Origin of the sequence: Bradyrhizobium sp. 956_D2_N1_4 (assembly GCF_052076025.1) — a bacterium.
GTDB lineage: Bacteria > Pseudomonadota > Alphaproteobacteria > Rhizobiales > Xanthobacteraceae > Bradyrhizobium > Bradyrhizobium barranii.
In genome coordinates this window covers 118880-144082 of record NZ_CP197237.1, presented here as the reverse complement: position 1 = coordinate 144082, position 25203 = coordinate 118880, and the positions used below count along the sequence as shown (strand labels likewise).

Here is a 25203-nt window from a genome sequence, read left to right as displayed (position 1 = left end):
CGGCTACGTCGAGCTGCTCAAGAATACAAAAACACGCTACAAAAGCCGATCTTTGGCGAGCAAAAAAGCTAGGTTTATCAAAGACAAAGTTGAGCGGCGGCAGTACCCACCCAACTGTACCAGTGATTTCAGTTGGTTATTCCAGGATCGTTGAACCGGTGCACTGGGGCGGCTTTTGGTTCGTCTTGCGTCTACCGTTATTGTCCGAGTACCAGTCGATCGTACAGAATTTCGCTGAGCATCGATGGTCGCCTTCGGAGCTCAGCGGCGGCAAGTTTTGCGAGATCGTGTTCACGATCTTAGACGGCTACGCGAAAGGCATTTACTCAATTTCGCCGAAGAAACCGCGTGCCTTCGACCAAGCGTGCAAGCTGCTCGAAAACAATAGCCAGGTCCCACGCAGCTTCCAGATTTTGATCCCGCGACTTTTGCCTGCGCTCTTTGAGGTCCGAAACAATCGGGGCGTGGGGCATGCAGGCGGTGATGTCGATCCCAATCATATGGATGCAGTATTCGTCCTTTCTAGCTGCACTTGGGTCATGGCGGAATTGGTCAGGGTCTTTCACAATGTCTCAATTCTCGACGCGCAGGATATTGTCGATAAATTAGCCGAGCGGCGAATGCCATTGCTTTGGATCGGCGACGGTATGCGGCGCGTGCTCGATCCCAAGATGGGTTTGCGAGAGCAAATTTTGTTGTTGCTCTGCACATCGCCTGGCAAAATCGCGACCGCAGAACTGAAGAATTGGACTGGCTACAAGAATAATACCTACTTTAGGAAGCTTCTTCGCGAGATGCACGAAGAGCGTCAGATCGAATTGGACAGCGATGGCAGCGCGGCGCTCATTTTGCCACCCGGGGACAAGATCGCTTCGGAAATTATAGCGAAGCGAGTTTGATAAATGTCCGATTGGATAAGGGCAGTGCATCTGCGCCGAAATAGCGGACGGCATCTACCTACTGCATCTCCATAATGCCAAAGCAGTGCGAGCACTCGATCCGCAATGAAAGACGCTGAATGTCAGCAACGTTAATGGATTGGCGCCTTGGGCTTCCATAACGGACGACCCTATGGACTGATTGCTAAGAGCAGATTGTCGAGGTCTCGTGGCGACATTCTAATCCCAAAGCGAGATTCGCAATACGACCTCAGCGTGACGCATTTCAGGACAAATACCCTATAAGTTGGATCGCAGTCGTATTGTGTTTTCTCGTCTGCGCTTTCGGGAAAGGAAAGTGATCGGATGCCCCGGTTCGCACGAGAATCATAGATGAAGAAAAGAGTTGGTACGTGGAAGTGGAGATATTTTGAGGCGAGAGATCGCTTGTTGAGTTCGGTAATTTGGCCGAATAAGTCTGTTGTGCGCTTATGAATCTCCAGCATCACTGGAAGCGCAGATGAGCCATAGGGGGCCACTGACTTGGCTTGGCTTATCCACTTGTCCAGCCCAGACTTCATTATCGCGGGTGCCACTCGCTCAAGGTAAAATTTGTCGTTTGTCTCACCGGGCGAGACGACCTTGCGCCGCTCTATTGCTGCTGCATAGACGCGACCGATGATGTTTAGCTTTGCCAAGATTACTTGCTCGTCCGTGTGATACGGATGTTCGCGACAGAGTCGATAAAGGATTTCATTTGTTAGACTCCAAGGCGTCGTCTCTCTAGCGCTTTCGGCTTGTTTGCGCGTTACGCAACTGATTGACCTGAGTTCTTTCATCGCTCAGCTATCCTTACCCCGCAACGATCACCACCAACCACCGGCAACGTCACCGCGGCCAGCAATGTCGCCAGCGTCACCGTGCCCGACACCGGGTTCACCAGCCGCCGATACTGAACCGCAAAGATATACGCGTTCGCGCCGGTCGGCAGCGCCGCGAACAGCACGACGACGCCAGCCGCAAGCAGGGGCAAGTTCAGGCGCTTTGCGAGCACGAAGGCCTCACGCCCTCCTCAACGCGCGATCCAATCCCGTCTCATCGCGCGTCAGGAGACGATGGCCTTGATTTGCGCAGTGTCCGCGAATTCAATCAGCTCAATGATTTTGCCATCCTGAAATTTGAAGAGGTCCAGGACTTCCGTGCTGAAGACTTTCCCGCTTGGACGGTATCGGATGACAAGGCGGGACCGTATTGCAGCACAATTCCCTTCAACCAATTCGCTCAGGATCTCGCGCTTTTCGAAGTCGAAATGGTCAATGAATTGACCGAAGGCGCCACGCAGTGGTTCGTGCCCCTGCACACTTCCTGTCAGGTGCAGTGCGCTTTTGTCGCCCACCAGGTTGAACAGGCCCTCGGGATGAAAAGCGGCCACCAGGCCTGCCGCGTCACCATCACCGCGCGCGGCGTAAGCGCGCTTGATCACGTCGAGCATTTCCTCGCGATGTCCCATATCCGCCTCCTGCTATGGGTATCATCGCAGGATAGCTACCTTTGCGTGCAAAGGCAAAATTAAAACCACCACCATCACCGGCAACGTCACCGCCGCCAGCAGCGTCCCCAGCGCCACCGCGCCCGACACCGGGTTCACCAGCCGCTGATACTGGGCCGCGAAGATGTACGCGTTGGCGCCGGTCGGCATCGCTGCGAACAGCACGATCACGCCGGCTGCGACCGGAGGCAGACCGAGCAGCTTGGCCAGCACGAACGCGGCCGCCGGCGTCGCCAGAAGCTTGAGCGCGCCCATCACTGCGATGCTCCTCGCCTTTGATCTCGAAGCGGAAGAAATGCGCAGAGTGATCGGCTGCGTCAACATTTCTGGCTTGGTTTGCTCATCCTCGGCGATGTAGCCTGATTGCGCATTGCGATCTGCGTCGATGGCCGTACGCATCCCAATGACCTCGGCCGCATCACGTCTGGCCTTTCCGAGGAAATTCGAGCGCAACAATCGTTGGAGATCTCATGTCGAACTCCGATCTCGCGTTGTCGATTGCGCTCGGTGTCGGTCTTGCGGCCGCGACGGGCTTCCGGGTGTTCCTGCCGATGCTGGTTGCCAGCGTGGCCGCTTACTCGGGTTCGCTTCCTTTGGGCGACGGTTTCGCATGGCTTGGAACACCTGCTGCAATGCTCATGCTTGGCGTGGCCGCGCTCCTGGAGGTTGGTGCGTATTTCATTCCCGGCGTGGACAATTTGCTCGATGTCATCGCCGCGCCTGTCGCCGTGATCGCCGGAGCCATCCTGTCAGCGGCGACCATGGCAGATCTTCCACCGATGATGAAATGGACGGCCGCCATCGTCGCGGGCGGCGGCGCGGCCGGCATCGTGCATGGCGTCACCGCGGCCGTGCGGGCCAAATCGACGGTCCTGACGGCTGGCCTCGGCAACTCAACGGTTGCGACCGCCGAACTGGGCGGTGCACTCCTCGTATCGCTTCTTGCCCTGGCTGCGCCGGTTGCCGCCTTCGTGCTCGTCGTTCTGATGCTCTGGCTGGCGATACGTTTGATCCTGCGCTTGCGGAGGTCAGCTCCTCGCGCGGATCTACCGGAATGACCGCGTGACTGCTCGTGCGGCTACCTCGCCCCCGCCACGATCACCACCACCACCGGCAACGTCACCGCAGCCAGCAGCGTCCCCAGCGCCACCGCCCCCGACACCGGGTTCACCAGCCGCTGATACTGGGCCGCGAAGATGTACGCGTTGGCGCCGGTCGGCATCGCCGCGAACAGCACGATCACGCCGGCTGCGACCGGAGGCAAACCGAGCAGTTTTGCCAGCACGAACGCCACCGCCGGCATCGCCAGCAGCTTGAGCGCGCTCATCGCGGCGACGCTCAGCATCTCGCCTTTGACCTCAAATCGAAACAGGTTGATGCCGAGCGCGATCAGCGCTGCCGGCGATCCGGCCTGTGCAAGCAGCTCGATCGTCCGGTCGACGACGGGGTTGAGGCCGAGTCCCGTAAAGCGCCAGACCACGCCAAAGCCGATCGCCAGCATCAGCGGATTGCGCGCGAGATCCGCGAGCACGGGGCGGATGACCGACAGGACCGAACCTGTCCGCTTGCGGCTGACAAGCTCCATCTGCAGGATGCCGCAGAGCCAGAGCAACGGCGTGTTCACCGACAGGATCAGCGACATCGGCCCCGCGGCCTCGTTGCCCAGCGCCGAGAGCACCAGCGGAATGCCGAGCATCACGATGTTGCCGTAGACCGAGCCGATCGCGAACACGACGCCGTCCTCGCGGTCCTCGCGCCGTTCGCGCAAGCATGCCGAGAGCGCCAGCGCCGCGATCCAGGTGATGGCGAGCGCGCCGTAATAGGCGCCCCACATCCGGTAGGGGCTGACATCGGGGAATTCGGACACGACGATGGTGCGGAACAGCAGCGCCGGGATCGCGATGCTGAAGGCGAATTCGGAGATGCCCTTGTGCGCGGTCTCGGAGACGAAGCGAAACAGCACCGACGCATAGCCGGCCGCGATCAGGGCGAACACCGGCGCGACGATCAATACTGTGGCCATGCGCCCCTCATCTCACGGGGACATCACACGACCACCCCACGTCCTCGATCATGCCATCATGCCGCTGTTTTGCCCGACGAGTCAAATCGATTTCGTAAAATCCGTAACTGGCCGCCGTGGCCTGGCTACTGTGCATGGGGTTGTTTTCGCGTTTTTTTGTTGGACCGAAGCTGAAGCCGCGCGCGGACCCGATCTCGCCAGCCCTGCCAAGGGCTTAGCCTGATAGCGCGACATCGTGCCCGGGATGGGACCGCGCCGGGCCGACCGGCCTGTTGCCCGGAGCGCACAGGTGGCCGTTTTCGCTTCAGGCCTCGTTGCCAACGAACGCCCGTTCACCCACTATTCGCTCTGACTCGACATGTGGGGGGATCGATGCCGGCGCTCCGTTTCAAAAAATCCTTGGCTGCTGCGATCTCGGGCATTGCGCTCGCCGTCCTGGTCCATCCCGGCGCCGGCTTCGCCTACACGCAGGAGGAGCAGCAGGCCTGCTCGCCGGACGCGATGCGGCTGTGCGGCGAGTTCGTTCCGAACGTTGATGCCATCACCGCCTGCATGATCCAGAAGAAATCGCAGCTCTCGCCGCAGTGCAAAGTGTTCTTCCGCCAGGGACCCGAGCCCGGCGAGGCCCGCGCCGGTAAGCCGACGGCCAAGAAGAGCACCAAGCCTTCGCAGAAGGCGGCCAAGAAGAAGAAATCCAGCGAAAGCTGAGCGCGGGGCTAGCGTTCTTTCTTTGAAGCTCGTCGCGTCAGGGCAACAGCGCGAAGCGTCTTCGCGTCGGTGTCCCCTGCATGTGTGTTGCCGGCATCAGCTGCGCGCCAGCCTCCGGACTCCTTTTGTTCGCCTCGCCGTGCGGACGCCTGCGACAATTACCAGCGCGTTCGACGGAAAAGAGTCGCGAGAGGGTTTGCGCGGCGAGGTTGCATTCCGTTTTTCCCGCGTTGCTGCCGAAAAAGCGTGGGATTGCCGGCGTGAAGGGCGTTTCGTTGCGATTGGTATCCTGGTCGCGCGAAGCAGTGTGACTCAAAAGCCAACACGTCTTGTTATTTCGTGGCTCTGAGGCAACTGCCGGTAAATTTTTCTTTCCCGAATCAGCGCGGTGATTCATTTTCGTGATCTGGGGTCAATCTGGAGGCCAGAGGTATGAACGTAATTGTTTTTGCATCGCGTAAAGGCGGCTCGGGCAAGAGTACCCTGGCCGCACATCTCGCCGCGCAGATCAAGGCGAGCAAGCAGGTGATGCTCGTGGACGCGGATCCGCAGGGCTCGCTCACGCTGTGGCACAAGCTGCGCGGCACCAACGAGCCGCCGATCAAGGCTGCGGTGAACTCGGTCAGCGGCATCGTCTCCGCTGCCAAGCGCGACGGTTATGAATGGGTGTTGATCGACACGCCGCCGAATCTGTCGGCCGTCGTCGACGACGCGATCAAGAACGCGACCATGGTGGTCATTCCGGCACGTCCCGGCGTGTTCGACGTCAACGCGGTGCAGGAAACCATCCAGATGTGCCGCGCGGCGCGCAAGCCCTACGCGGTCGTGCTCAACGGTGCGCCGGCGCGCCGCGACGAGTCCGAAAGCCCGATCGTTACCATCGCCCGCGAGGCGCTGGCGAAATTCCGCGCGCCGGTGTGGGGCGGCCAGATCACCAACCGTTCGGATTTGCTGATGGCGCTCAGCCACGGCGAAGGCGCGCGCGAGTATCAGGCCGAGAGTCGTGCGGCCCAGGAAATCGCAAGGCTGTGGGCGGCGATCGAGCGTTCAGTGAAGGCTATTCGCGGCACGGCGTCGGCATCCGGCGCAATGCACAAGCAGGCGGCATAATTTTCATAAATCATTCCCCGGACGGAAAGCGCGCGGAAGTCCGCGCGTTTTGCGTTTCGGCCCGGTGGAGACGCGTTATGCCACCATCAGCATGTAGAACACGATGACCGGCGACAGCGTCAGGATCACCGACCAGATGCCGGCGGCCCAGAGAATGTCCTCGGTGGTAAAGCTCTGCTGTCCGGCGTCGTAATGCGACGCCACTTCATTCTGGATATTCACAAAACGCCCCCGCGATTTCTTCGCTTATGGGCGCCAGTGATAGCCGGGATGTTTTAAGAATCCGGGTCGCAATTTCGGGCGCATTCGAACACAGGTGCTACCACGGATTAACCATGCCGGCGCAGTGCGCGCGTTCGCGCGGGGTTAAGCACGGGGCACGTTCTTACCCTCCCCTGGAGGGGGAGGGTCGCTGGGCATTGCGCGAAGCGAAATGCCTAGCGGGGTGGGGTGACAGTCTCTCCGCATCGAATAATGCCCGAGTGGAGAGATCACCCCACCCCGCTCGCGCCGCCGCTAAACCCACTCACTGTATTTCCTTCTGATCTCGTCGATGTAGTCCGCGCGCGATTTCACCTCATCCGCGGTCAATCCGATATCGCGCCGCAGCCAGTCGGATAACTCGCTCGCATATGAAACGCGTTCCCATGCCGCCTTCAGCGCATCGCGCCATTGACGAATGTCCATAGGTCGATCTCTTTTCCGGATTGAGATGGTGTCGAGCGGACACGACGCTGCCTTCCCTCTCCCGCACGGGGAGAAGGGGGTGGCGGCGTGCGTGTGAAGAGAGGAAGCGGAGGCGCTACGCGGCGACTTTCATCCGTCGCTCGATCTCGCGGTCGATCTGGGCTGCGAGCTCGCTGCTCACTTCGACCATCGGCAGGCGCACTTCGGGGCTGTCGATCAGGCCGCACCGCCACAGCCAGTACTTCGCCGGCGCCGGGCTCGGCTCGGTGAACAACAAGCGCGTCAGCTCGGCGACCTCGTGCCAGCGCGCCTGCGCCGCGTCGTGGTTGCCTCGCTTCACCTCGGCATACACGGCGGCAAACGTCGCGGTCTCGACATGGGCGGACAGCACGATGCCGCCGTCGGCGCCGTCGGTGAGCGCCTCAAGGTAGTTCGCGTCCTCGCCGGTGAGCACGCGAAAGCCCTTCGGCCTGTCGCGCAGGAGCGCGATGGATTGCTCGCGGTTCGCGCCGCAATCCTTCAGCCCGACGATGTTCCGATGCTCGGCAAGCCGCAGCAGCGTCTGGTTGGTGATGTTGACCGAGGTGCGATAGGGGATGTTGTAGAGCGCGATCGGCCACGCCGCGTGATCGGCAAGGGCTTCGAAATGAGCCAGGAGCCCGCGCTGCGAGGGCCGCACATAATAGGGGCTCGCGATCAGATAACCGTCGATCGGCCAGTCCGCGGTCTCGTCGAGGCGTTCCTTCAGCCGCGAAGTGTCCGCGCCCGACAGTCCGAGGCAGATCGGCGGCGTGCGGCGCCCCGCCGCCATCTCGTCGCGCACGATGGCGACGAGGCGCTCGAGCTCGGTCTCGCGCAGCGTCATGCCTTCGCCTGAGGTCGCCCCCAGGATGAAGCCGTCGACGGCCTGCCCGCTGTAATGTCGCGTCAGCCGCCGCAGCGACCTCTCGTCGAGAGCGCCGTCGCGAAACGGCGTCACCAGCGGCAGCCAGAGTCCGTGCAAATGATCTTGTAGACCGGTCATGTTCCATCTCCTTCTCGGGAAAAAAACCTGAGACGGAGGGCACATGAAAAAACCCCGTCCAGGCGGCGGGGTTTCGGGATTTGCTTGCGATGACGAAGCTGTGTTAGCGCGCGCAAAAATCCGAGGTCCCCGGATGGGGGCCTTTTTTCGAGGCGACTGCCTTGAACGAGATTGCGCACGACTTCGTGATCATTCGCAAATGATGCGGGGTGTACGTGGAACTGTCAATACACGCGGAACGTGAAACCCGATGGGACAGAAAAAAAGCCGGGCTCAAGTGAGCCCGGCTTAAGGTATTGGCCACGTGAGGCCGACACAATCACCTTCCAAGAGGGATTACTGAACTCCCGCGCCACTGGAGGAGGGGGACAAATGCGCAACGCGAAGGCTCAGCGTGGAAACATTATGGGCTTGCCAAGCGCCATGCAGCAACCGTTCAGGTCGCATGTCAGACATGCGGAAATCAGGAAGGCCAGCGCTGCGCCTTGCTCACCACGAAGTCGCGGAACACCTGCACACGCGCGACCGTCTTCAACTCCTCGGGATAGACGAAATAAGTGTCGAGCTGGATCGAATCCGATTCTCCGAACAGCTGCACCAGGCGGCTCTGTTCCTCGATCAGATAGTCCGGCAGCGCCGCGATGCCGAGGCCCTGCTGACAGGCGCGGACGAGGCCGAGGATGTTGTTCACTCTGAAATAAGCCTCGCGCGGACCAGAGCCGTTGCGGCCGGCTTCGACCAGCCAGTTACGGTTCTGAAGATGCGGCGCGAAGTTGCCGTCGGAGAGCGTGATGATGCGGTGGGAGTCGAGCTCCTCGAGCGTGCGCGGCGTGCCGAAGCGCTTGATGTAATCCGGCGAGCAATAGGCGTGGAAGCCCATCGCGAACAGCTTGCGCTGGATGAGATCCGGCTGCGTCGGCTTGCGGGTGCGGATCGCGACGTCCGCCTCGCGCATCGACAGGTCGAGCTCCTCGTCGGTGACGATCAGCGAGATCCGGATCTCCGGATAGAGCGCAGTGAACTCGCCGAGCCGCGGGATCAGCCAGTTGATGCCGACGCCGGGCGTGGTGGTGATCTTGAGATCGCCGCTCGGCCGCTCGCGGCTGTCGGTCAGCTTGGCGCGCGCCGCCTGCAGCTGCATGAACACGTCATGCGCGGTGCGGAAGAGCAGGTCGCCCTGCTCGGTGAGGATCAGGCCGCGGGCGTGGCGGTGGAACAGCGAGACCGAGAGCTCCTGCTCCAGCGCCGACACTTGGCGGGACACCGCCGATTGCGACAGGCCGAGCTGCTCGCCCGCATGCGTGAAGCTGCCCGCTTCCGCCGCCGCGTGAAACACCTTCAGCTTGTCCCAATCCATATCCGTAAATCCGTCGCGTGTTCGAGGCATGATCTTTATTCCGCTGCAGCGCGCTCGCTGGCGCGCAGGGCCAGGAAACGTTCGGCTTCGAGAGCTGCCATGCAGCCGAGGCCGGCGGCCGTCACGGCCTGACGATAGGTCTCATCGGCGACGTCGCCGGCGGCGAACAGGCCGGGCACCGAGGTGGCGGTCGAGTTCGGGGCAACCTCGACATAGCCCGACCGTTTCAGCTTGACCTGGTCCTTCACGAGCTCGGTCGCCGGCGCGTGCCCGATGGCGATGAAGACACCGTCGGTCTTCACGTTCGTGAGTGCGCCGGTCTTGACGTTCTTCAGTCGCACATGGGTGACCTTGTTCGGGTTCTCGGTGCCGCAGATCTCGTCGACCGCCGAGTCCCAGACCACCTTGATCTTCGGGTGCTTGAACAGACGCTCCTGCAGGATGCGTTCGGCGCGGAAGTGATCGCGGCGATGCACGATGGTGACCTGCGAGGCATGGTTGGTGAGGTACAGGGCTTCCTCGACCGCGGTATTGCCGCCGCCAACCACCACGACTTCCTTGTTGCGGTAGAAGAAGCCGTCGCAGGTGGCGCAGGCCGAGACGCCGCCGCCCTGGAATTTCGTTTCTGACGGCAGCCCGAGCCAGCGCGCCTGGGCGCCGGTGGCGAGGATGACGCTGTCGGCGAGATAGACGTCGCCGCTGTCGCAGGTGAGGCGGAACGGCCGCTGCGTCGTCTCCAGCTTGGTGACCAGGTCGGAGACGATCTTGGTGCCGACATGGACCGCCTGCTTCTCCATCTGCTCCATCAGCCAGGGGCCCTGGATCACGTCGGCGAAGCCCGGATAGTTCTCGACGTCGGTGGTGATGGTGAGCTGGCCGCCCGCCTGGATCCCCTGGATCAGGATCGGCTCGAGCATCGCGCGCGCGGCGTAGATCGCCGCCGTGTAGCCGGCGGGGCCGGAGCCAATAATGACGACCTTTGCATGAACAGTGGCAGACATTTTGACGGACGCCTTTCACGGGGGATCTGCAGCGCGGGTGCGGAACGTGCCGGGAGGCGTCGCGGAAGCGCTGAAATATCAGAGCTAATCTAAGCCTTCTGGTGAGCTATGCAAGAATTGCATTCCCTGTCGGCGGATTTTTCCAACAGGGAACAAAAGTCGATTGCGCTGCACGCGCAATAAAATTGCGCAATTGCTGCGGACTGGCTATGAGGATTGCGTCAAATCCACCAATACAGCCGCAAAGGCCAGGAGTTCCAATCACGTGTCGCGGAACCTAGACGAGATCGACCTGAAAATTCTCACCGAGGTCCAGGCCGACGGTCGAATCACGAATGTCGAGCTGGCCAAGCGCGTCGGCATCTCGCCACCACCTTGCCTCCGCCGCGTCCGGGCGCTGGAGGAGGAGGGCTATATCCACGGCTATCGCGGCCTGCTCGACGCCCGCAAGCTTGGCTTCGACGTCACCGTATTCGCCGCGGTGCACCTGTCCAGCCAGGCCGAGGCGGATTTGCGTGCCTTTGAGGAGTTCGTCCGCGCCGAGCCGCTGGTGCGGGAATGCTGGATGCTCTCGGGCGAGGTCGATTTCATCCTGAAATGTGTCGCGCCAGACATGGCCACCTTCCAGGATTTCGTGACGCACCTCACCGCCGCGCCCCATGTGCGCAACGTGCGGACGTCGCTGGTGCTGCATAATTCGAAATACGAGGCGGCCGTGCCGCTTGATGTGAAGGGAAGAAGGTAAGCCTTCTCCCTCTCCCGGTTCTTGCGGGGAGAGGCACACGGCTCTCGCAATACCCCGAAACAAAAAGGCCGCGCAGGGCGCGGCCTTTTCGAAATATCATCGCGCCTTGCGGCAAATGCTTACCGCCACTCCACCTTGGTGATCTCATACGCCTTGGCGCCGCCGGGGGCGTTGACCTCGACCGTCGAACCCTTCTTCTTGCCGATCAGCGCGCGCGCGAGCGGCGAGGTGATGGAGATGCGGCCCTTCTTGGCGTCGGCCTCGACCTCGCCGACGATCTGCCACACCGTCTTCTTCTCGGTATCCTCGTCGACCAGCGTCACGGTGGCGCCGAACTTGATGGTGTCGCCCGACAGCTTGGAAATATCGATGATGTCGGCGCGCGCGAGCTTGTCCTCGAGCTCGGCGATGCGGCCCTCATTGTGGGACTGCTCTTCCTTCGCGGCATGATATTCCGCGTTCTCCGACAGGTCGCCGTGCGAGCGCGCTTCCGCAATATGCTCGATGATGCGCGGACGGTCCTCGGACTGGCGCTTCTTCAATTCTTCCCCGAGCGCGGCAAAGCCGCCCGCTGTCATCGGAACCTTTTCCATCTCTTCTCTCGTCCTTCGGCCGCGCGCCCCGGCAAGACACAGGGCGCGGCAACCTTGATTCGTCAGTACTTCCGGGGCTGAATATACGGCCACCGGAACGGTTATGTGGGTCTGGCGCCGGAACAGAACAACCACAACGGCCGGACAGTTCCTCCGGCCATTGTGGCTTCATTGCCAGTCACTTAGCGGAAGCGTCGCCGTTGCTAGCGATCAGGTTTCCGAAAAGTAGCTCTGCAGGGTACGAACCTCAAGGTCCCCGCCCAGATAGGCGCGGATGCCCTGCGCGGCCGCCACGGCCCCGGAAAGAGTGGTGTAATACGGCACTTTATGCAAGAGGGCCGCGCGCCGCAGCGAGCGGCTGTCGGCGAGCGCCTGCGGGCCCTCGGTGGTGTTGAGGACGAGCTGGACGTCGCCATTGGTGATGGCATCGACGATGTGCGGCCGTCCCTCAAGCACCTTGTTGACCCTCTCGGTCGGGATGCCCTGATCGGTCAGGAAGCGCGCCGTGCCCGATGTCGCCAGCACCTTGAAGCCGAGCGAATGCAATTCGCGAACGGCCTCGGCGATGCGCGTCTTGTCGCTCTCGCGAACCGAGACGAACACCGTGCCCTTGCGCGGCACCCGCGTGCCGCCGCCGAGCTGACTCTTGGCAAAGGCTATCGCGAAGGAGCTGTCGATGCCCATGACCTCGCCGGTCGAGCGCATCTCGGGGCCGAGCACCGTGTCGACGCCGGGGAAGCGGGCGAACGGAAACACCGATTCCTTCACGCCGACATGCTTGAAGTCCGCCTTCTTCAGCTTGAAGTCGGCGAGCTTCTCGCCGGCCATGATGCGCGCTGCGATCTTGGCGACCGGCGTGCCGACCACCTTGGCGACGAAGGGCACCGTGCGCGAGGCGCGCGGGTTGACTTCGAGCACGTAGATCTCGCCGTCCTTGATCGCGTACTGCACATTCATCAGGCCGACGACGTCGAGGCCGAGCGCCAGCTCACGCGTCTGCCGCTCCAGCTCCTCGATCATCCTGGCATCGAGCGAGTGCGGCGGCAGCGAGCAGGCGCTGTCGCCGGAATGGATGCCGGCTTCCTCGATGTGCTCCATGATGCCGACGATGAAGGTGTCCTTGCCGTCGCAAAGGCAGTCGACGTCGATCTCGGTGGCATCGGACAGATAGCGGTCGAACAGCAGCGGGTTCTTGCCGAGCACGGTGTTGATCTGCCCGGTCTTGTCGTTCGGGTAGCGCGCCTTGACGTCCGCCGGCACCAGCTCCGGCAGCGTGCCGAGCAGATAGTCGCTGAGCTGGTTCTCCTCGCGGATGATCTGCATCGCGCGGCCGCCGAGCACGTAGGACGGGCGCACCACCAGCGGCAGGCCGAGATCGGTTGCGACCAGGCGCGCCTGCTCGACCGAATAGGCGATGCCGTTCTTCGGCTGCTTCAGCCGGAGCTTGTCGAGCACGCGCTTGAAGCGGTCGCGGTCTTCGGCAAGGTCGATGGCGTCGGGCGAGGTGCCGAGGATCGGCACTTCGGCGGCTTCCAGCGCACGCGCCAGCTTCAGCGGGGTCTGGCCGCCGAACTGCACGATCACGCCGTGCAGCGTGCCGTTGGTGCGCTCCTTCGCGATGATCTCCAGCACGTCCTCGGCGGTGAGCGGCTCGAAATAGAGCCGGTCGGCGGTGTCGTAGTCGGTCGACACCGTCTCGGGGTTGCAGTTGACCATGATGGATTCGTAGCCGGCGTCATGCAGTGCGAAGCAGGCGTGACAGCAGCAATAGTCGAACTCGATGCCCTGGCCGATCCGATTGGGCCCGCCGCCGAGGATGATGACCTTCTTCTTGTCCGACGGCGAACTCTCGTCCGCGGGCGCGCCTGCAAACAGCGCCTCATAGGTCGAATACATGTAGGCGGTCGGCGACGCGAACTCGGCCGCGCAGGTGTCGATGCGCTTATAGACAGGGCGGACACCGAGCGCGTGGCGCTTCGCCGTCACGTCAGCTTCCGTCGTCTCGGCGAGCACAGCGAGCCGCGCATCGGAGAAGCCCATGGCTTTGAGCGTGCGCATGCCGAAGGCGTTGCCCGGCAGGCCGTTCTTCCGGACCTTCTCCTCCATGTCGACGATGCCGCGCATCTCGCTGAGGAACCACGGATCGATCTTGCAGGAGTTGAAGATGTCCTCGTTCGACCAGCCGAGCCGCATGGCCTGGGCGACCTGGAGCAGCCGGTTCGGCGTCGGCGTGCCGAGCGCGGCGCGGATCGCGTTCTTGTCGTCGTGCTGGCCTAGCCCCTCGATCTCGATCTCGTCGAGCCCGGTCAGGCCGGTCTCGAGTCCGCGCAGCGCCTTCTGCAGGCTCTCCTGGAAGGTACGGCCGATCGCCATCACTTCGCCGACCGACTTCATCGACGTGGTCAGCGTGGTCGACGCGCCCGGGAATTTCTCGAAGGCGAAGCGCGGAATCTTGGTGACGACGTAGTCGATGGTCGGCTCGAACGAGGCCGGCGTCGCTCCGCCGGTGATGTCGTTGGCGATCTCGTCCAGCGTGTAGCCGACCGCGAGCTTGGCGGCGACCTTTGCGATCGGAAAGCCGGTGGCCTTCGAGGCCAGTGCGGACGACCGCGACACGCGCGGATTCATCTCGATCACGACCATGCGGCCGTCTTCGGGATTGACGCCGAACTGCACGTTGGAGCCGCCGGTCTCGACGCCGATCTCGCGCAGCACCGCCAGCGAGGCGTCGCGCATGATCTGGTATTCCTTGTCGGTCAGCGTCAGCGCCGGCGCGACCGTGATGGAGTCGCCCGTGTGCACGCCCATTGGATCGAGGTTCTCGATCGAGCAGACAATGATGCAATTGTCTTTCTTGTCGCGCACGACCTCCATCTCGTACTCTTTCCAGCCGAGCACGGATTCTTCGATCAGCACTTCGTTGGTCGGAGACGCATCCAGGCCGCGCTCGATGATGTCGAGGAATTCTTCCTTGTTGTAGGCGATGCCGCCGCCGGTGCCGCCCATCGTGAAGGAGGGACGGATGATCGCGGGCAGGCCGATCTCGGACAGTGCCATCAGCGCCTGGCCGAGCGCGTATTCCTGGTAGCGCTTGCGGCGGTCGCTTTCGCCGAGCACCCATTGCCGTTCGTGTTCCTCGAGGGCGGCACCCGACAGCTTCTCGCGTTCGGCCCGGTGCTTGTCGCGGAAGGACTTCTTCAACTCGGACGCGTTGGCGAGCCGCGACTTTGGCGTCTCAAGTCCAATCTTGGTCATGGCCTCGCGGAATAGCTGACGGTCTTCCGCCTTGTCGATCGCATCCGCGGTCGCGCCGATCATCTCGACGTCGAACTTTTCCAGCGTGCCCTGCCGGCGCAGCGACAGCGCGCAGTTCAGCGCGGTCTGTCCGCCCATGGTTGGCAGCAGCGCGAAGCCGCCGGGAATGACGTGACGTTCCTTCTCGATGATCTTGGCGACGATCTCGGGCGTGATCGGCTCGATGTAGGTGGCGTCGGCCAATTCCGGGTCGGTCATGATGGTGGCCGGGTTGGAATTGACGAGGACGATGCGATAGCCCTCCTCCTTCAACGTCTTCACCGCTTGCGTGCCCGAATAGTCGAACTCGCAGGCCTGGCCGATCACGATGGGGCCGGCGCCGATGATCAGGATGGTGGTGATGTCTGTACGTTTGGGCATCAACTCTCGCCGAAGTGGATTTTGGGCACAAAAAAAGGGCGCGCTTGCCGCGCGTCCCCTTGAGCCGAGAGCGCGGGGTCTCCCCTCGCGCGCGGGTGGGTCTTAGACCAGTTTTCGGGGCGGCGAAACCCCGAAAAACGCCCATCAACCGGCAATTTTGACGGGTTTTGGCCGTGCCTGCCAGCCACGGGCGAGATGCACCAGCAGCGAGGCCGCAACGCTCGATCCGCCGATCCAGCCAAGGTCGGTTGGCGAGAGGGTGGCCAGCACCGCGCCGCCCAGGGCCCCGCCGATGGCGAAGCCGAGATACATCGCGGAGGCGTTGAGCGAGAGTGCGATCATCGAGGCCTGCGGCTCGATCCGGATGATGCTGGCGATCTGAGCCGGATAGAACGCCCAGCCCGAGATGCCCCAGAGGAAGATCGCGCCCAGCACCGCATAATGCGCCTGTCCGGGCATCAACTTCAGGACCAGCGAATGCAGGATCAGGGCGCTCGCCATGCCGGCGAGCCCGAGGCCTGCGGTGGCGAGCGTGCCGAGCCGGTCGGCCAGGACACCGCCCAGCATGTTCCCGATGGCGGCGGCGCCGCCGAACACCAGCAGCGCGAGGCTGATCTGCGCGGCGTCGAAGCCGAGGCCGCGCAGCGGGACCGCGAAGTAGGTGAACACAGTGAAGCCGCCGAGCGCCCATAGGATCGTGATCAGAAGCGCGATCACGACATTGCTGTGACGCGCCACCGCCAGCCGTTCGCTGAGCGAGGCGGTGTTGCGCGGCAGGCCGCGGGGCAGGCCAAGCAGCAGGCCGGCAAGCGCAACCGCGCCGATCAGGGCCACCATGGCAAAGGTCGCGCGCCATCCGAGCAGGCTGCCGACGAGATTGCCGAGCGGGACGCCGATCACGGTTGCAACCGTGAGGCCCGAGGTGACCAGCGCCACCGCGCGGCCGCGCCGTTCGGGCGCGGCGACCGCCACCGATACGGCGAGCGCCGTCGGCATGCACAGTCCGGAGCCCAGCGCCATCAGCATGCGGGAGGCCAGCAGCAGGGCGTAGCTGGAAGCCACCGTCGCGACGAGATTTCCGGCAATGAAGGTCGTCAGCGCGAGGGCCAGCACGGTGCGGCGGTCGATATTGTTCAGCGTCACCGCCAGGATCGGCGAACCCACCGCATAGGTGAGGGCGTAGGCGGTGACCAATTGGCCGGCGGCAGGGACGGAAATCGAAAGATCGGCGGCGATCGACGGCAAAAGCCCTGCAATGACAAAGCCTTCGGTACCAATCGCGAAGGCCGCGAGAGCCAGCCAGAACACGCTCATTGGACAATATCCCTATGTTCAACGTTTATTGAACTATTGAATGCAAAGGCTAAGAAGTCAATTGGTTCAAGAACTATTGAACAACGCGGCCAATTTGCTATGATTCCTCACCATGAGCCGCACACCCCTTCATCCCACCCGCGAGCAGATCGAGCTGCCGATGGTTCTGGATTGCCTGAGCGATCCGATCCGGTTGGCCATCGTCTATCAGCTCGCCCAGCAGGAACGTGTCAGCAGCGAACTCTGCTGTGGCGACTTCAGCGGCCTTTCCGGCAAATCCAACCTCGCCTACCACTTCGCCAAGCTGCGCGAATGCGGCCTGATGCTGACGCGCGTGGCGGGCACCAACCGCTTCATGCGGCTCCGCCGCGAGGATCTGGACGCGCGCTTTCCGGGGCTGCTCGATGCTGTGCTCAGCTCCGCAGCCAAGGATGTCGACCGGCTACAGCTGCTGTCGGAGTGCGAAACGGTTGAAATGGATTGAAGTTTGCGAGTTTTCGAGAATTTGCTTTGGGCGGTCCGTCGAAGCGTGCCCGTCTTCGCCCTTCGGGCTTCGCCGAGGCAGCCTTCGCACGATACGGCTTGCCTAGCCGAAGCTGGCGGAGCCAGCGAAGGCTGGAGACCCGGCCTGGATTTGAACCAGGATGAAGAGCGTTGCACCGCCCTCGCGTAGACGCTTCCGCCACCGGGCCGCGGCGATCTTTACCTATCAGCGTGTGACAAGCCACCTCGGGCAGTCATTATGCTTAACGGACCAGAGGCGGCCGCGCGATGAAGGTCATGCGCCAGCGATTATGGCCGATATTGGTGTGGGCGCGCTGGACAGAGAAGCCCGCCGCGGTCAGCTTGGCGACGATCTCGTCCTCGCCATAGCGCTGAAGCCCGATGCGCGTGCGCAGATGACGGTAATCTGACAGCGCGGTGCTGATCAGCCCGATCAGCGCGTCCTTCAGGAAGCCGTGACGCAGGCCGAAGCTGAGCAGCGCCATCACATCCCTGAACATGCCGACATTGGGCTGCAAGATATCTCCGAGCACGAGCTTGCCGGACGGGGTCAGCAATCGCCGGATGTTGACAAGCGCGGCATCGAGCTCGTCCGGCGTCATGTATTGCGCGACCGAGTTCATCACCGCGAGGTCGATCGACTGGTCCTGCATTTTGCGGACGTCGTCGAGGGAGCGGACGCGGATCTTGGTGTTCGGGGCAAATCGCGCGATCAGCCGGCCACGCACGCCGGGGGCGGGCTCGGCGAGAATCAGCTTGCCGCAGGCCGCGGCCACCTGGCTCGCCGACAGCGCCTCGCCGCAGGCATAGTCGAGCACGGTCGCCTCGGGCGATGAGATGTAGCCGATGATGTCCCGCGCGATGATCTGGAAGTGCAAGTCGCGATGCAGCTTGCTGACATAGATCGTATGCGTGGAGTCGTAATAATCGATCCAATCGTCCATGGTATTTCGTAGGTCCCGGCCAAACGGTTCCTGTCAAGGAACCGGCGCTGCCCGCCTTGCGTTAGGGGTGCGACGGCGCGCCGTCAATGTCCGCGTCCTAACAGGAAGGTTTCCCGTGAGCAAAGCCCCCACCAAGGTCTCGCCCGATCTCGATACCCCCACCGATCTGTCGCCCGATGGGGTCAAGAAGGTCTCTGAGGCGCTCAACGTGCTTCTGGCCGATGCGTTCGCGCTCTATCTGAAGACCAAGAATTTCCACTGGCACATCAGCGGCCGGCATTTCCGCGATTATCATCTGCTGCTCGACGAGCAGTCCGACCAGATCTTCGCCACCACCGACCAGCTCGCCGAACGCGTCCGCAAGATCGGCGGCACCACGCTGAAGTCGATCGGCCAGGTCGCCAAGCTCCAGACCATCAAGGACAACAACGAGGACTACGTCCCGCCACGCGAGATGCTGCGCGAGCTGATGCAGGACAACAAGCACGTCGCAAGCGCGATGCGCAAGGCGCACGAGGTCTGCGACGACGCCGGCGATGTCGCCAGCGCCAGCATCCTCGAAAACTTCATCGACGAGACCGAGCGCCGGACGTGGTTCCTGTTCGAGGCCACCCGCCAGGAAGGCGGCAACGAGGCGTAAGGGACATTGCCGTAGGGTGGGCAAAGGCGCGCTTCTTGCGCGCCGTGCCCACCATCCGTCCTTGCGGCTTGAACTGATTGGTGGGCACGCTCCGCTTTGCCCACCCTACGGCGTCGCGCTTATGGCCGGCTCCACAGCCTCATCAACGCCCCGTTCTTGCCCGTCACCGGATCGGCCGGCGGCAGCGCGACCTCGGGAATTGTCTTCAGTGCCCTGGCGTGGTTTTCCGGCGTTGCCCGCGTCACCACCATCTTCGATCCCGGCGGATAGGCCCCGATGATGCAGAAATCGTCGCTCGCACTGATGCACTGATGCCCCGTGCCGGCCGGCAGGATCGCGATGTCGCCCGCCTTGATCTCCAGCTCCTGGCCATGGTCGCCGCCGAAGCGGACGCGGGCACTGCCACGCGCGACGCCGAGCACCTCATGCACCGTCGCGTGATAGTGCAGATAGTCGTAGACGCCGTTGCGCCACGTGCCGCCCCAGCTATTCGCTTCGAACAGGTTTTCGATGGTCGCCTCGGGGCGCCTGGAATCGAGCTTCACCGCATCCCGATAGACCAGGAAGGGAAGGATGTTGTTCGGCACGAGCCCGTCATCTTTGAACACGATGGCGCGTGGCTCGGCATTGTCGCGGACAACGAACATGGCAGGGCTCCTGCGTGAGCGTAGCAGGAATCAACGAGGGGCGTGAGACGACGTTCCTTGCGTCCAGGCGAACCGCAGCGTCGAGCCCGGAACGACAAGAGCCCGGGTCAAGGCCCGGGCTCGATGTCGTCAAGGCAACTGCAGGAGAGCCAGCGTTACGCGCTCTTCTTCTGCCGCATCAGGTCCGCGAAGCGCTGGAACAGATAGTGCGAGTCGCGCGGGCCCGGCGAGGCCTCGGGGTGGTACTGCACCGAGAACACCGGCTTGCCGTCGAGCTGAATGCCGCAATTGGAGCCGTCGAACAGCGAGATGTGGGTCTGCGTCGCGCCCTTCGGCAGCGTCGCCTCGTCCACCGCAAAACCATGGTTCATCGAGGTGATCTCGACCTTGCCGGTGGTCTCGTCCTTCACGGGATGATTGGCGCCGTGATGGCCCTGATGCATCTTCTTGGTCTTGGCGCCGACGGCAAGGCCGAGCATCTGGTGACCGAGGCAGATGCCGAAGGTCGGTGTGCCCGACTTGATCACGTCCCGGATCACCGGCACCGCGTATTTGCCCGTCGCGGCCGGATCGCCAGGGCCGTTGGACAGGAACACGCCGTCCGGCTTCATCGCCAGAATGTCTTCCGATGAGGTCGTCGCTGGCACCACCGTCACCTTGCAGCCGACGCCGGCGAGCAGGCGCAGGATGTTGCGCTTGATGCCGTAGTCGATGGCGACGACGTTGAACTCGGGCTTGTCCTGGCGGCCAAAACCCTTGTCCCACAGCCAGGGCGTCTCGTCCCAGGTGAAGCGCTGGCCCGAGGTGACCATCGGCACGAGGTCCATGCCCTCGAGGCCCGGCCATTCGCGCGCTTCTTCCTTCATGCCATGCAGGTCGAACTCGCCGTTCCTGGCATGCGCGATCACGGCGTTGGGCATGCCCTTGCTGCGGATCAGCGCGGTCAATGCGCGGGTGTCGATGCCGGAAAGGCCGATGATGCCGCGCGCCTTGAGCCAGGCGTCGAGATGCTTGGTGGCGCGGTAGTTCGAGGGATCGGTGATCGCGGTACGCAGGATCACGCCACGCGCACCCGGCGTCGCGGCCATGTTCACCGTCTCGATGTCTTCCTCGTTGGTACCGACATTGCCGATATGCGGGAAGGTGAAGGTGATGAGCTGGCCGGCATAGGAGGGATCGGTGAGGATCTCCTCATAGCCGGTCATCGCGGTGTTGAAGCAGACCTCTCCGACGGCATGGCCTTCGGCGCCGAGACCGAAGCCTTCAAGCACCGTGCCATCGGCGAGCACGAGGAGCGCGGTCGGTTTGTGGTCCGGCCAGGCGGTATCGTTGTCATGTTGTGTCATGAGCCCGGTTCATAGTCCGGGCCGGCGCCGCCGTCAAAGCGGACGAGCGCCGATTCACATGCGTTTTTGCATATTTGACAGGTCCCCTCAGGCACTTAAGCTTGGGAGGATAATTTCCGCCAATTTCCCGGGCTCGCGAGGCAATAATGGACCAGACCACCCCGCTTCTGCTGGTTCCGGGGTTGGCCTCCTCGGCCCGGATCTACGCCCCGGTTGTCCCGGCACTCTGGCGGTTCGGCCCGGTGATGATTGCCAACCATATCCGCGACGACAGCATGGCGGCGATCGCCCGGCGCGTGCTGAGCGAGGCCCCGCCGCGCTTTGCGCTCGCCGGCCACTCCATGGGCGGCTATATCGCGCTCGAGATCATGCGCCAGGCGCCCGAGCGGGTTTTGAAGCTCGCGCTGATCAACACCCAGGCCCGGCCCGATACACCGGAAGCGACCGCGCGCCGCCGCGGCCTGATGGAACGGGCGAGGCGCGGCGAGCTGAGCGCGGCGCGCGAGGAGATGTTTCCCGAGCTGGTGCATCCCTCGCGCCACGACGATGCCGGCATTCGGAAGCTCGTGCACGAGCAGGGCGAGGACGTCGGCGTCGAAGGCTATCTGCGGCAGCAGACCGCGATCATTGCGCGGGTGGATTCACGGCCGACGCTGGCGACGATCAAATGCCCGACGCTGGTGCTGACAGGCGATCAGGACAACACGATTCCGAACGCGTTCTCCAAGGAGATGGCGGAGGGCATAGCGGGCGCGAGGCTGGTGATCCTGGCCAATTGCGGACATCTGCCGCAGCCGGAGCAGCCCGAGGCGACGACGCGAGCGCTGGTCGAATGGCTGGGAGCCCCGGTTGTCTCGGGGCCGCGAACGGCCTAGATCAGGCGTCGGATATTCGAAGGGATCACGATCATGCTGCGCGACGACATCAACAACGCGGTCAAGGAGGCCATGAAGGCCAAGGAGGAGCGCAAGCTCTCCACGCTGCGCATGGTCAACTCGACCATCAAGAACGCCGACATCGAGGCGCGCGGCAACGGCAAGCCGCCGCTGTCGGACGCCGACCTGCTCGGCGTGTTTCAGAAGATGATCAAGCAGCGCCAGGAGTCGGTCGAGCTCTACGACAAGGGCGGCCGTGCCGAGCTCGCTGCCCAGGAGCGCGAGGAGATCGCGGTGATCTCGGCCTATCTGCCGAAGCAGATGTCGGACGACGAAGTGAAGAAGGTGATCGCGGATGCGATCGTGGAGACGGGCGCTGCCGGCATGAAGGACATGGGTAAGGTGATCGCGGTGTTGCGCGCGAAGTACGCCGGCCAGATGGATTTCGGCAAGGCCAGCGGCCTGGTGAAGGCCGCGCTGACGGGCTAGCTTCTTCCCTCTCCCCTTGCGGGAGAGAGTGCCTCGCGAAGCGAGGCGGGTGAGGGGTCTCTCTCCGCGGGCGACCCTCTCGCAGTAGTTTCCGCGGAGCGAAACCCCTCATCCGGCGCTTCGCGCCACCTTCTCCCGCAAGGGGAGAAGGGGCACCTTTGATGGCGCTGCAATCCGGTCTACTCTCTCCCGCAGAAACAATCGGGGGCAACCGATGACCGGCGCCATCAAACCGTTTCGCATCGCCATCAGCGACGACATTCTCACCGACCTCAAATCCCGCCTCGCCCGCACGCGCTGGCCGGAGGCGGAGCTGGTCGAGGACTGGAGCCAGGGCGCGCCGCTGAAATGGATTCAGGAGATCTGCGCCTACTGGGCCAACAGCTATGACTGGCGCGCCCGCGAGGCAAAGCTCAACCGCTTCGACCAGTTCACCACCGAGATCGACGGGCTCGACATCCACTTCCTGCATGCGCGCTCGAAGGAGCCATCGGCGCTGCCGCTGATCATCACCCATGGCTGGCCAGGGTCGATTGTCGAATTCCAGAAGGTGATCGCGCCGCTGGTCGATCCTGCCGCGCATGGCGGTAATCCTGCGGATGCGTTTCACGTGATCTGCCCGTCGCTGCCGGGCTTTGGCTTCTCCGCCAAGCCAAAGACCACCGGTTGGGGCGTCGACCGCATCGCCGCGACCTGGGCGAAGCTGATGGATCGGCTCGGCTACGCGCGTTACGGCGCGCAGGGTGGCGACTGGGGCTCGGCGGTGACGACATCGCTGGGCGCGCAGGACGCCGAGCATTGCGCCGGCATTCACATCACGCTCGCCTTCAACGCGGCACCGAAGGTCGAGGGCGAGCCGACGGCGGAAGAGAAGAGCGCGCTCGCCGGCCTGAAGCATTATGTCGATCTCGATTCCGGTTATTCCAAGCAGCAATCGACGCGGCCGCAGACGCTCGGCTATGGCCTGACGGATTCGCCAAGCGGGCAGGCGGCCTGGATTTTGGAAAAATTCTGGGCCTGGACCGATTGCGACGGCCATCCTGAAAACATTTTTGACAAGGACGAGCTGCTCGACAACGTCATGCTCTATTGGGCGACGGAGACGGCGACCTCCTCAGCGCGGCTCTACTGGGAGAGTTTTGGCAAACGCCGCACCACGCCTAGGGTCAACGTGCCGACCGGCGTCGCCGTGTTCCCCAAGGAGATCATCACGCCGGTCAGGCGCTGGATGGAGCCGAACTTTCCCAACATCACGCACTGGAGCGAGATGGAGAAGGGCGGGCATTTCGCCGCATTCGAGCAGCCGGAGCTGTATGTTGGCGACGTCAGGAAATTCTTCCAGACGGTGCGCCGTTAGGGGATGCCTCCGCATCGTCATGCCCGGGCTTGTCCCGGGCTCCCACGCGCTTAAACTCAGGTCGAAACAAGAACGTGGATGGCCGGGACACGCCCGGCTGTGACGACGCTGCCGGGAAACGACCATGCTGACCGAAGCCGCAACCTACGACGAGCTCTATCGCAACTTCCGCTGGGACGTCCCGGCGCGCTTCAACATGGCGGAAGCGTGCTGCGACCGCCATGCCGACGGCACGGGCCGCCTCGCGCTGCTCTATGTCGACGAGAACGGCGCAACCACGCGCACCTCGTTCGACGAGGTCGCGGAGATGTCGCGCCGCTTCGCCAATGTGCTGAAGGCCGATGGGCTCGTGCGCGGCGACCGCGTCGCGGTGTTCCTGTCGCAGTCGCTGGAGCTGCCGATCGCGCATATGGCCGCGTTCCGATCCGGGCTGATCTCGATCCCGCTGTTCGCGCTGTTCGGCGAGGACGCGCTGGAATTCCGCCTGTCGAATTCGCAAGCAAGGGCCATCATCACTGATGAGGCGGGCTGGGAGAAGCTCACGAAGATCCGCGATCGGCTGCCCTATCTGCAGGACATCTATGTCACGAGCGGCGCCGTCCATGCCGGTGCAAAACCGTTCTGGTCGGCGATCGAAACCGCGTCCGAGGACTTTGCGACCGTCGACACCTCCGCCGACGACCCCGCCCTGATCATCTACACGTCAGGCACGACGGGCAATCCGAAGGGCGCGCTGCATGCGCATCGCGTCGTGCTCGGCCACCTGCCGAATGTCGAGATGTGCCACAACTTCCTGCCGCGCCCCGGCGATCTGATGTGGACGCCGGCGGACTGGGCGTGGATCGGCGGCCTCGTCAACGGCCTGTTCGCGTTCTGGTATCACGGCATCCCCCTGGTCGGTCACCGTGCGCGAAAGTTCGAGCCGCAGGCGGCGATGCAGATGATGGCCGACCTCGGTGTCCGCAACGTCTTCCTGCCGCCGACCGCGCTGAAGCTGATGCGGCAGGCCGGCGTGAAGCATCCGGACGTCAAGCTGCGCAGCATTTTCACCGGCGGTGAATCGCTCGGCGGCGAGCTGCTCGGCTGGGTGCGCGAGACATTCGGCATCGATGCGCATGAAGTGTTCGGTCAGACCGAGTGCAATCTCGTGATCGGCAGCAACTCCAACCTGTTTCCGATCCGCCCGGGTTCGATGGGCAAGGCGACGCCGGGCTTCGACGTCCGCATCGTCAACGACAAGGGCGAGGAGCTGCCGACGGGGCAGCGCGGCATCATCGGCGTGCGCCAGCCATGCCCGTGCACGATGCTCGAATACTGGCGCAATCCGGACGCGACGGCGAAGAAATATGCCGGCGAATTCCTGCTGACCGGCGATCTCGGTACGCGGGATGAGGACGGCTATTTCTGGTATGTCAGCCGCGAGGACGACGTCATCACCACCGCCGGCTACCGCGTCGGCCCGTCCGAGATCGAGCACACGCTGATGAAGCATCCGTCGGTGGCGATGGCGGCGGTGGTCGGCATCCCCGATTCGATCCGCACCGAATCGATCAAGGCCTGGATCGTGCTGCGTCCCGGCTTCGCGGCAAGCGACACGCTCGCGCGCGAGATCCAGGAGTTCGTGAAGGTGCAACTCGCCGCGCACGAATATCCGCGCTTCGTCGAGTTCGCGGAGACACTGCCGATGACGGCCACGGGCAAGGTGCTGCGGCGCGAGCTGCGGGCGCGAGGTTAGGC

At 63.2% G+C, this 25203-nt stretch carries 27 protein-coding genes and 1 tRNA gene; 11 read left to right on the top strand and 17 right to left on the bottom strand.

The annotated features are described in order from the left end of the window. Positions 1-89 precede the first annotated feature (89 nt). On the top strand, positions 90-899 hold the full coding sequence (locus tag AB7535_RS00700) for a hypothetical protein (RefSeq protein ID WP_439037205.1): 810 nt from the start codon (positions 90-92) through the stop codon (positions 897-899). Positions 900-1069: 170 nt separating this feature from the next. Here AB7535_RS00700 and AB7535_RS00695 read toward each other — a convergent pair whose 3' ends face one another. From AB7535_RS00695 to AB7535_RS00680, 4 genes are read right to left on the bottom strand one after another with little or no spacing between them, the layout of a single operon-like run. Continuing rightward, on the bottom strand, positions 1070-1717 hold the full coding sequence (locus AB7535_RS00695; RefSeq protein WP_135215184.1) for a hypothetical protein: 648 nt from the start codon (positions 1715-1717) through the stop codon (positions 1070-1072). Continuing rightward, a complete protein-coding gene (locus AB7535_RS00690; RefSeq protein ID WP_085400407.1) occupies positions 1714-1932 on the bottom strand; it encodes a hypothetical protein in 219 nt (72 codons plus the stop codon). The genes AB7535_RS00695 and AB7535_RS00690 overlap by 4 nt, the downstream gene beginning before the upstream one ends. A gap of 51 nt (positions 1933-1983) precedes the next feature. Beyond that, the gene (locus tag AB7535_RS00685; protein ID WP_085400409.1) at positions 1984-2388 is read right to left on the bottom strand and encodes a nuclear transport factor 2 family protein; all 405 of its coding nucleotides are present in this window, start codon (positions 2386-2388) and stop codon (positions 1984-1986) included. A 21-nt stretch (positions 2389-2409) separates the two neighbouring features. Continuing rightward, positions 2410-2826, bottom strand: a complete 417-nt coding sequence (locus AB7535_RS00680; RefSeq protein ID WP_244623201.1) for an AEC family transporter — start codon at positions 2824-2826, stop codon at positions 2410-2412. Positions 2827-2897: 71 nt separating this feature from the next. Between AB7535_RS00680 and AB7535_RS00675 the strand changes: the two genes are divergently transcribed. Continuing rightward, positions 2898-3485, top strand: a complete 588-nt coding sequence (locus AB7535_RS00675) for a DUF4126 domain-containing protein (RefSeq protein ID WP_085400412.1) — start codon at positions 2898-2900, stop codon at positions 3483-3485. A 20-nt stretch (positions 3486-3505) separates the two neighbouring features. Here AB7535_RS00675 and AB7535_RS00670 read toward each other — a convergent pair whose 3' ends face one another. Continuing rightward, positions 3506-4450, bottom strand: coding sequence for an AEC family transporter (locus AB7535_RS00670; RefSeq protein ID WP_038932208.1), 945 nt, complete (start codon positions 4448-4450; stop codon positions 3506-3508). 372 nt (positions 4451-4822) lie between these two features. On the opposite strand from AB7535_RS00670, the gene AB7535_RS00665 reads away from it, so the two are divergent. Together AB7535_RS00665 and AB7535_RS00660 are read left to right on the top strand one after the other, a co-directional pair. After that, positions 4823-5158 carry a hypothetical protein gene (locus AB7535_RS00665; RefSeq protein WP_085400415.1) on the top strand — a complete coding sequence of 112 codons (336 nt, stop codon included), beginning with the start codon at positions 4823-4825 and terminating at the stop codon, positions 5156-5158. A gap of 432 nt (positions 5159-5590) precedes the next feature. After that, a complete protein-coding gene (locus AB7535_RS00660; RefSeq protein ID WP_028150667.1) occupies positions 5591-6268 on the top strand; it encodes a ParA family protein in 678 nt (225 codons plus the stop codon). Positions 6269-6343: 75 nt separating this feature from the next. Here AB7535_RS00660 and AB7535_RS00655 read toward each other — a convergent pair whose 3' ends face one another. The 5 genes from AB7535_RS00655 to trxB all read right to left on the bottom strand — a co-directional run bounded on the left by AB7535_RS00655 (position 6344) and on the right by trxB (position 10337). Next, the gene (locus tag AB7535_RS00655; protein ID WP_014492080.1) at positions 6344-6490 is read right to left on the bottom strand and encodes a hypothetical protein; all 147 of its coding nucleotides are present in this window, start codon (positions 6488-6490) and stop codon (positions 6344-6346) included. Between the two features lie 294 nt (positions 6491-6784). Further along, complete coding sequence (locus AB7535_RS00650) at positions 6785-6955, bottom strand: hypothetical protein (RefSeq protein WP_161495798.1); 171 nt, start codon at positions 6953-6955, stop codon at positions 6785-6787. A gap of 115 nt (positions 6956-7070) precedes the next feature. Then, the gene (locus AB7535_RS00645) at positions 7071-7979 is read right to left on the bottom strand and encodes a 4-hydroxy-tetrahydrodipicolinate synthase family protein (RefSeq protein ID WP_085400417.1); all 909 of its coding nucleotides are present in this window, start codon (positions 7977-7979) and stop codon (positions 7071-7073) included. Between the two features lie 463 nt (positions 7980-8442). Further along, positions 8443-9366, bottom strand: a complete 924-nt coding sequence (locus tag AB7535_RS00640; protein WP_027534296.1) for a LysR family transcriptional regulator — start codon at positions 9364-9366, stop codon at positions 8443-8445. A gap of 5 nt (positions 9367-9371) precedes the next feature. Continuing rightward, positions 9372-10337 (bottom strand): thioredoxin-disulfide reductase, encoded by a 966-nt coding sequence (gene trxB, locus AB7535_RS00635; RefSeq protein ID WP_028150669.1) that lies wholly within the window; start codon positions 10335-10337, stop codon positions 9372-9374. Between the two features lie 265 nt (positions 10338-10602). Here trxB and AB7535_RS00630 point away from each other — a divergent pair, with 265 nt between their 5' ends. Further along, positions 10603-11082 (top strand): Lrp/AsnC family transcriptional regulator, encoded by a 480-nt coding sequence (locus tag AB7535_RS00630; RefSeq protein WP_028150670.1) that lies wholly within the window; start codon positions 10603-10605, stop codon positions 11080-11082. A 119-nt stretch (positions 11083-11201) separates the two neighbouring features. Here the strand turns inward: AB7535_RS00630 and greA are convergent, their stop codons facing one another. The 3 genes from greA to AB7535_RS00615 all read right to left on the bottom strand — a co-directional run bounded on the left by greA (position 11202) and on the right by AB7535_RS00615 (position 16664). Beyond that, positions 11202-11675, bottom strand: coding sequence for a transcription elongation factor GreA (gene greA, locus AB7535_RS00625; protein ID WP_007596674.1), 474 nt, complete (start codon positions 11673-11675; stop codon positions 11202-11204). A gap of 210 nt (positions 11676-11885) precedes the next feature. Further along, a complete protein-coding gene (gene carB / locus AB7535_RS00620; protein ID WP_038942752.1) occupies positions 11886-15350 on the bottom strand; it encodes a carbamoyl-phosphate synthase large subunit in 3465 nt (1154 codons plus the stop codon). 144 nt (positions 15351-15494) lie between these two features. Beyond that, positions 15495-16664, bottom strand: a complete 1170-nt coding sequence (locus tag AB7535_RS00615) for an MFS transporter (RefSeq protein WP_085400419.1) — start codon at positions 16662-16664, stop codon at positions 15495-15497. 112 nt (positions 16665-16776) lie between these two features. Between AB7535_RS00615 and AB7535_RS00610 the strand changes: the two genes are divergently transcribed. Beyond that, positions 16777-17148 (top strand): ArsR/SmtB family transcription factor, encoded by a 372-nt coding sequence (locus AB7535_RS00610; RefSeq protein WP_135215185.1) that lies wholly within the window; start codon positions 16777-16779, stop codon positions 17146-17148. Positions 17149-17280: 132 nt separating this feature from the next. On the opposite strand, the gene AB7535_RS00605 is transcribed toward AB7535_RS00610, so the two are convergent. Both AB7535_RS00605 and AB7535_RS00600 read right to left on the bottom strand, forming a co-directional pair. Next, a tRNA-OTHER gene (locus AB7535_RS00605) sits at positions 17281-17356 on the bottom strand. 54 nt (positions 17357-17410) lie between these two features. Further along, complete coding sequence (locus AB7535_RS00600; protein WP_085400422.1) at positions 17411-18112, bottom strand: class I SAM-dependent methyltransferase; 702 nt, start codon at positions 18110-18112, stop codon at positions 17411-17413. A 115-nt stretch (positions 18113-18227) separates the two neighbouring features. On the opposite strand from AB7535_RS00600, the gene AB7535_RS00595 reads away from it, so the two are divergent. Further along, positions 18228-18752, top strand: a complete 525-nt coding sequence (locus AB7535_RS00595) for a Dps family protein (RefSeq protein WP_063985503.1) — start codon at positions 18228-18230, stop codon at positions 18750-18752. Positions 18753-18871: 119 nt separating this feature from the next. Here AB7535_RS00595 and AB7535_RS00590 read toward each other — a convergent pair whose 3' ends face one another. Both AB7535_RS00590 and carA read right to left on the bottom strand, forming a co-directional pair. Then, positions 18872-19399 carry a cupin domain-containing protein gene (locus AB7535_RS00590; RefSeq protein WP_085400424.1) on the bottom strand — a complete coding sequence of 176 codons (528 nt, stop codon included), beginning with the start codon at positions 19397-19399 and terminating at the stop codon, positions 18872-18874. A gap of 155 nt (positions 19400-19554) precedes the next feature. Then, positions 19555-20745, bottom strand: coding sequence for a glutamine-hydrolyzing carbamoyl-phosphate synthase small subunit (gene carA / locus AB7535_RS00585; RefSeq protein WP_063985501.1), 1191 nt, complete (start codon positions 20743-20745; stop codon positions 19555-19557). 146 nt (positions 20746-20891) lie between these two features. Between carA and AB7535_RS00580 the strand changes: the two genes are divergently transcribed. From AB7535_RS00580 to AB7535_RS00565, 4 genes are all read left to right on the top strand, one after another. Further along, the gene (locus AB7535_RS00580) at positions 20892-21620 is read left to right on the top strand and encodes an alpha/beta fold hydrolase (protein ID WP_085400425.1); all 729 of its coding nucleotides are present in this window, start codon (positions 20892-20894) and stop codon (positions 21618-21620) included. A gap of 33 nt (positions 21621-21653) precedes the next feature. Continuing rightward, complete coding sequence (locus tag AB7535_RS00575) at positions 21654-22109, top strand: GatB/YqeY domain-containing protein (protein WP_085400427.1); 456 nt, start codon at positions 21654-21656, stop codon at positions 22107-22109. Between the two features lie 214 nt (positions 22110-22323). Then, complete coding sequence (locus tag AB7535_RS00570) at positions 22324-23466, top strand: epoxide hydrolase family protein (RefSeq protein ID WP_085400429.1); 1143 nt, start codon at positions 22324-22326, stop codon at positions 23464-23466. Positions 23467-23590: 124 nt separating this feature from the next. After that, positions 23591-25201: an acyl-CoA synthetase gene (locus AB7535_RS00565; protein WP_085400430.1), complete on the top strand. Its 1611-nt coding sequence runs from the start codon at positions 23591-23593 to the stop codon at positions 25199-25201. The last annotated feature ends 2 nt before the right edge of the window (positions 25202-25203 follow it).